A 6,137-nucleotide genomic window follows, 5' to 3' on the forward strand; every position below is an offset into this window, starting at 1 on the left:
GCAAAAGCCACAACCCGGAAAGGATATGACCGATGCGCACCCGTGTTATTCTACTTTGCACCACCCTGGCCAGCCCCGCACTGGCCGATGTGCCGGCCGTCGTGACAGGCACGCCGGTTGTGCATTCGCTCGCCGCACAGGTCATGGGCGATCTGGGCCAGCCGACACTGTTGCTTGACCGTGGTAGCGATCCGCATAATTTCCAGCTGCGTCCCAGCCAGGCGCAAGCCCTTGCGGGGGCCGATCTGGTGTTCTGGGTGGGGCCGGAACTGACCCCCTGGCTGAACCGCGCGATCGAGGGCGTCGGCATACGCGGCGAGTCGATCACGCTTCTGAATGCAACGGGCGTCCACCTGCGCGGTTTCGGGGACGACCATGACCAAGGGCATGATGATCACGGGCATGACGACCACGGGCATGACGATCATGGGCACGATCATCACGATGACGGGCACGACCACGGCGAAGAGCATTCGAACGGCCACAACCATGAACATGACCACGATCACGGCGATGATCATGCACAGGACGACGGGCATGACCACAGTCATGACGGCGCCGATCCCCATGCCTGGCTCGACCCGCATAATGCCGAGATCTGGCTGGACGTGATCGCCGGGGCGCTTGCCGCACGCGACCCCGATAATGCCGAGACCTACGCCGCCAATGCCGCCACCGCGCGCGAGGCCATCGATACGCTCGATGCCGAACTGCGCGAAACCCTGACGCCGGCGGGGGATGCCGCGATCATGGTTTTCCACGACGCCTATGGATATTTCTCGGACCATTACGACCTGCGGGTCGCGGGCTCCATCGCGCTTGGCGATGCGGCCGCTCCCGGTGCGGCACGGTTGACGCAGTTGCGCGCGCAGCTTGCCGAGGGTCAGGCTGTCTGCCTGTTTCCCGAGGTCAACCACAGCTCCGCCCATGTCGACATGCTGCTGGAGGGCACCAATACCCGGCGCGGAGGGATGCTGGACCCCGCGGGTGTAATGCTCGAACCGGGGCCGGAGCATTACGCCACACTGATGCGCAACCTGGCCGAGACGATCGCCGACTGCGTGACCGAGGGCTGAGGCCCCACAAAAAGCCGCGCCAACGGATCAAACCGGAGGCGCGGCTTGAGCCCCGGTGAAGAGGGGGCGCCCGCAGCCCCTGGCCCGCGCCGGGATGCACCTTTGGGCAATGAACCGAGGCATCGACAGGCCAGCGGCCGGCCATGACCCCGGCAAAACGCGACAGGGCCGTGAAGAAGCGCCGCGCTGGATGCGCAAGCGCCCTTCGGTGCAGCCGGATGTTATCCCCGGCCCTTGTGCAAACGCCCGCTTTCGCTTTCCCGGGCTTGAAGGAAATTCAAGTCAGTTGGGATCACCTGGCGCCTCGGAAATTGCGACAAGACAGGTGATTATGGTCATCCGGCGTTTCAGTCACAACGAGCGCTCATGCCGCCATCCACGACGATCTCGGTCGCTGTGACGAAACGTGCCTCGTCCGAGCACAGGAAGAGCGCGGCGTTGGCCGTGTCACGTCCATCACCCATCCATCCCAGCGGGATACGCTTGATGCGTGATTGCAACAGCGCGTCCACATCCCCGCCCATGCGCTGACCGGCAAGGCGGGTTTCGACCATCGGCGTATGCAACTGCCCTGGCACCACGGTGTTGACGCGCACCCCCTTGGGCGCGAATTCCACAGCCGTCACCTTGGAAAACTGTATAACCGCCGCCTTGGCCGAGGCGTAGGCGACCTGCGGAGACCCGGTAAAGCGTATCCCCGACGCCGAAGCGGTGTTGACGATCGCGCCACCTCCTGCGGCTTCCATATGCGGCAGCACGGCGCGGCAAGTCAGGTAGACGCTCTTGAGGTTGAAATCCAGCTGGCGGTCCCAGCCTTCCTCGTCAAGGTCGGTCGGGCCGCCCCTGGCCGATCCGCCCACGTTATTGACGAGGATGTCGACCTTGCCGAACCGGTCGATACAGGCCGCGACCATCTTCTGCACGGCAGCACCGTCGGTCACGTCGCACAGATAGGGCTCGATCTCGCCGCCCGCGCCGTGCACGCGCGCCAGCGTTTCTTCCATTGTGTCTGCGCGCAGATCAACGGCAAAGATCTTTGCACCTTCTTCGGCAAACCGCACGCAAGTCGCGCGCCCGTTGCCCCAGCCGGGCCCGACGCAACCCGCACCTGTCACGATCGCGATCTTTCCCTCAAGCCGTCCAGCCATGTCAGTTCTCCTCGAAGCGATAAAATTTTGTCAGATGGCTTACTGTCAGCACCGCGAACGCCGGCGGATCGGCGCGATGGTTCGGCGCGGACCCGGCAGCCAAGTCAGCGGATGGTCAGTCATCTTGCAGTTCCGGTGCTGGATCGTCGCCCATGGGCGGGACCTTGAAGACATTAATGGTCAGCGAAATCAGTGTGTAATAGCCAAGCAGACCGATCAGATCGACAAGCGCCTCCTCGCCCAGGACCTCTTTCGCGCGGGCATAGAGCGCATCATCCACGTTGCGGGTTTCATGCGCCGCCCGGGCGACATCGTGCACGATCGCCTCGGCGGGGTCGGCGAAGTCGGGGCGCTTGTTCAGGCGGATCGCCTCGATGATCTCGGGTGCGAGCCCGGCCTTGAGCGCATGAGCCTTGTGCACCTGCCACTCGTATTCCGCGCCGAAAACCCGGCCTGTCACGAGGATCGCAAGCTCCGACAACCTGTCGTCCAGCAGGGTATCATACCGGCAATAACGCCCGAGATCCTGCGCCTTGGCGGCCAGTTCGGGCCGATGCAGCCAGATCGCCAACGGCCCGCGCACACCGCCGCGCGGACCGCTGGCAATGGCATCGTGGATTTCCTGCTGCCGTGCGTTGTAGGTCGCCGGGTCCGGCGCAGGCAGGCGTTGAGCGGGCCAGTGGGTCATGTCGATCTCCTATCAGTTTGCACCCCGGAAGGGATGCGTCTGCGCAAAACGGTCAAGCCAGTCGGCAAGACCGGGAATTTCGGCGCGCAAATCGGTCATTGCATCTGCTCCTGCAGGAACAGGGTCGTCTGCGGAAAGACACAGTGCAGAGCTGGCATCTCAGGCCTCGCAATCACGAAGGGCAACATGCCGCACCCGCACCGGCATTCGGAACTTCTGCCTTGCGACGATGTCACCGACGGGACTGCCCGGCAGCGCGCGCGCGCCAAATACGTCTGCGAGCCACCGAGCGGGGACCGGCTGAGCATCGCCCCCTTCCTGCGGCCTGAAGGTGGTCCATTTGCAAGTATTGCCCGGAACGTCCCCGGCCAGAGCGCTGGCCAGAGCAGCCATGGAAATACGAGTCCTGATGATACATCCTCCCTCGGGGGCGCCCCTCCGATCACCCCTCGCAAGAGCGGTGCCCGGAGAACCTGCCATGCCAGAGACACTGATATATTACAATATTCAAACCGACAGCCCCCAGCGGCGAGCGATTGCTACTGGGGCCGGTGGGCTTGCACATTGACGTAGCGGCGCGCAGCGGGTAAGTGCGCGTTTCAACCGCCACAACGGCTTCCTGGCGTGGTGGGGATAATCCAATGGAGCGCTTTTCACATGGCAAGACAGAACTATCTCTTTACCTCCGAGTCCGTTTCGGAGGGGCATCCTGACAAGGTCTGCGACCGTATCTCGGATGCGGTGCTCGATGCCTTCCTCGCCGAGGAAGCCGCCGCGCGCGTCGCCTGCGAAACCTTCGCGACCAGCGGGATGGTCGTCATCGGTGGCGAGGTGGGGCTGTCGGACCCCGAGCGGCTGAAGGATTACATGGGCCGCATCAGCCAGATCGCCCGCGACTGCATCAAGGATATCGGCTACGAGCAGGACAAGTTCCATTGGAACACCTGCCACGTGCTGAACTTCCTGCACGAGCAGTCGGCCCATATCTGGCAGGGCGTCTCGAAAGATGGCGCCGGCGACCAGGGGATCATGTTCGGCTATGCGGTGGACGAAACACCCGAGCTGATGCCCGCGCCGATCCTCTATTCGCACAAGGTGCTGCAGCGGCTGGCCGAGGTGCGCAAGTCGGGCGCCGAGCCCACCCTGCGCCCCGATGCGAAAAGCCAGATCACCCTGCGCTATGAAGGCGGCCGCCCCGTCGAGGTGACGCAGATGGTGCTGTCGACCCAGCACGCCGATGCCGGCCAGACAAGCGACGACATCCGCGCCATCGTGGAGCCCTATATCCGCGAGGTTCTGCCTGCGGGCTGGCTGACCGAAAACACCGAATGGCACGTCAACCCCACCGGCACCTTCGTCATCGGCGGCCCCGATGGCGATACTGGCCTGACCGGGCGCAAGATCATCGTCGACACCTACGGCGGATCGGCCCTGCATGGCGGCGGCGCTTTTTCAGGGAAAGACCCGTCCAAGGTGGATCGTTCGGCAGCCTATGCGGCGCGCTACCTGGCCAAGAACGTGGTGGCCGCGGGGCTGGCCCGGCGCTGCACCTTGCAGCTGTCCTATGCCATCGGGGTGGCCAAGCCCTTGTCGATCTATGTCGACACCCACGGCACCGGCGAAGTCGAGGAGGCCGCGATCGAACGTGCCGTGGCCGATGTGATGGACCTCACCCCGCGCGGCATTCGCGAGCATCTCAACCTCAACCGCCCGATCTACGAGCGCACCGCCGCCTACGGCCATTTTGGCCGCACGCCCGACGCCGATGGCGGCTTCTCCTGGGAGCGCACCGATCTGGCCGAGGCGTTGAAAAAGGCCGTCTGAGCGCCGAACCCGCGGCCCTGGACCAAAAACAGGGCGGCGCAGGGGTTTTCATTCCCTGCGCCGCTGCCTAATACCCGAGCCATCCGCAGTTTCAGCAAGGCCCAGCCCGCACGCATGAAGACGATCACCACCACCGACGCGCTTGCCGCCTTCTGCGACCAGGCGCGCGCCGCCCCTTATGTGACCATCGACACCGAATTCCTGCGCGAGCGCAGCTATTACGCAAAACTGTGCCTGATCCAGATGGCGCTGCCGGGGCCGGACGGGCCGGAAGGCGGCGCGGCGGTGCTGGTCGATCCGCTGGCTGACGGGCTTTCGCTTGATCCGTTCTTCCGTCTCTTGCGCGAAGAAAGCACGGTCAAGGTGCTGCACGCGGCGCGGCAAGATATCGAGATATTCCATATCGACGGCAAGACCCTGCCCAGGCCGCTGTTCGACACCCAGCTTGCGGCCATGGTCTGCGGCTTTGGCGAACAGGTCGGCTACGAGACGCTGGTGCGCAAGATTGCGAAGGGCAACCTGGACAAGACCTCGCGCTTTACCGATTGGTCGCAGCGCCCGTTGTCCGAGGCCCAGAAGAAATACGCGCTGGCCGATGTCACCCATCTCAGGGTGATCTACGAAGAGCTTTCGCGCCAGATCGCGGCCTCGGGCCGGCAGGGCTGGCTGGAGGAAGAGCTGGCCGTTCTCGCCGATCCCGAAACCTATGTCGTCAGACCGAGCGAAGCCTGGCGGCGGGTCAAGACGCGCACGAACTCGGGCCGCTTTCTGGCGATCGTGCGCGAACTGGCGCGCTTTCGCGAAGGCTATGCACAAAGCCGCGACATCCCGCGCAACCGCGTCTTCAAGGACGAGGCGCTGCTGGAGTTGGCCTCGACCCGGCCCGAATCGCTCGAGCAGTTGGGCCGCTCGCGGCTCTTGCTGCGCGAGGCGCGGCGCGGCGAGTTGGCCGAGGGCATCCTGCGTGCGATCAAGGCAGGCCAGGAAACCGACGACCTGCCCCAGGCCGATAGCCCGCGCCAGAACCTGCAGGTCAACCCGGCGCTGGCCGATCTGCTGCGGGTTCTGCTCAAGGCCAAGGCCGAAGAGGCGGGCGTGGCGCAGAAGCTGGTGGCCAACAGTGCCGACCTGGATGCCATCGCCGCGGGCGAACGCGACCTGCCCGCGCTGAAGGGCTGGCGGCACGAAGTCTTTGGCGCGGATGCGCTGCGGCTTTGCGAGGGCAGGATTGCGCTTTCGGCGCAAGGAAGCTCGGTGCGGATCATTCCGCTCGAGGATTAAAGCGTGTTGCGTTGAATTAGACTCGTCTTCTTTCGAACAGAGGGCATGCGCCCGCCCGAGGGGCGGGCGGGCGCATGCCCGGGCCGCAAGCGTCCCGGGCGGCGTGAAACCGATCAAGCG

The 6,137-nt window shown here is 64.6% G+C and carries 5 protein-coding genes and 1 riboswitch; of the genes, 3 read left to right on the plus strand and 2 right to left on the minus strand.

Annotated features, from left to right (window positions below; genetic code table 11):
- Window positions 1-32: 32 nt before the first annotated feature.
- Window positions 33-1,076 carry a zinc ABC transporter substrate-binding protein gene (locus DQ229_RS07370; protein ID WP_114965626.1) on the plus strand — a complete coding sequence of 348 codons (1,044 nt, stop codon included), beginning with the start codon at window positions 33-35 and terminating at the stop codon, window positions 1,074-1,076.
- A 347-nt stretch (window positions 1,077-1,423) separates the two neighbouring features.
- Here the strand turns inward: DQ229_RS07370 and DQ229_RS07375 are convergent, their stop codons facing one another.
- Window positions 1,424-2,224: an SDR family NAD(P)-dependent oxidoreductase gene (locus DQ229_RS07375; RefSeq protein WP_114965627.1), complete on the minus strand. Its 801-nt coding sequence runs from the start codon at window positions 2,222-2,224 to the stop codon at window positions 1,424-1,426.
- A gap of 115 nt (window positions 2,225-2,339) precedes the next feature.
- Window positions 2,340-2,912, minus strand: coding sequence for a carboxymuconolactone decarboxylase family protein (locus DQ229_RS07380; RefSeq protein WP_114965628.1), 573 nt, complete (start codon window positions 2,910-2,912; stop codon window positions 2,340-2,342).
- A gap of 600 nt (window positions 2,913-3,512) precedes the next feature.
- Window positions 3,513-3,561, plus strand: a riboswitch (SAM-SAH riboswitch).
- A gap of 8 nt (window positions 3,562-3,569) precedes the next feature.
- On the opposite strand from DQ229_RS07380, the gene metK reads away from it, so the two are divergent.
- Both metK and rnd read left to right on the plus strand, forming a co-directional pair.
- Window positions 3,570-4,736 carry a methionine adenosyltransferase gene (gene metK, locus DQ229_RS07385; protein WP_114965629.1) on the plus strand — a complete coding sequence of 389 codons (1,167 nt, stop codon included), beginning with the start codon at window positions 3,570-3,572 and terminating at the stop codon, window positions 4,734-4,736.
- A 114-nt stretch (window positions 4,737-4,850) separates the two neighbouring features.
- Entirely contained in the window at window positions 4,851-6,017 is a 1,167-nt protein-coding gene (gene rnd / locus DQ229_RS07390; RefSeq protein WP_114965630.1) for a ribonuclease D, read from the plus strand.
- The last annotated feature ends 120 nt before the right edge of the window (window positions 6,018-6,137 follow it).

The organism is Alkalilacustris brevis, assembly GCF_003350345.1.
Classification (GTDB): domain Bacteria; phylum Pseudomonadota; class Alphaproteobacteria; order Rhodobacterales; family Rhodobacteraceae; genus Alkalilacustris; species Alkalilacustris brevis.

Coding starts and splice junctions, on each gene's coding strand:
- rnd (WP_114965630.1), top strand. CDS start 4,851: ATGAAGACGATCACCACCACCGACGCGCTTGCCGCCTTCTGCGACCAG.
- metK (WP_114965629.1), top strand. CDS start 3,570: ATGGCAAGACAGAACTATCTCTTTACCTCCGAGTCCGTTTCGGAGGGG.
- DQ229_RS07370 (WP_114965626.1), top strand. CDS start 33: ATGCGCACCCGTGTTATTCTACTTTGCACCACCCTGGCCAGCCCCGCA.
- DQ229_RS07375 (WP_114965627.1), bottom strand. CDS start 2,224: ATGGCTGGACGGCTTGAGGGAAAGATCGCGATCGTGACAGGTGCGGGT.
- DQ229_RS07380 (WP_114965628.1), bottom strand. CDS start 2,912: ATGACCCACTGGCCCGCTCAACGCCTGCCTGCGCCGGACCCGGCGACC.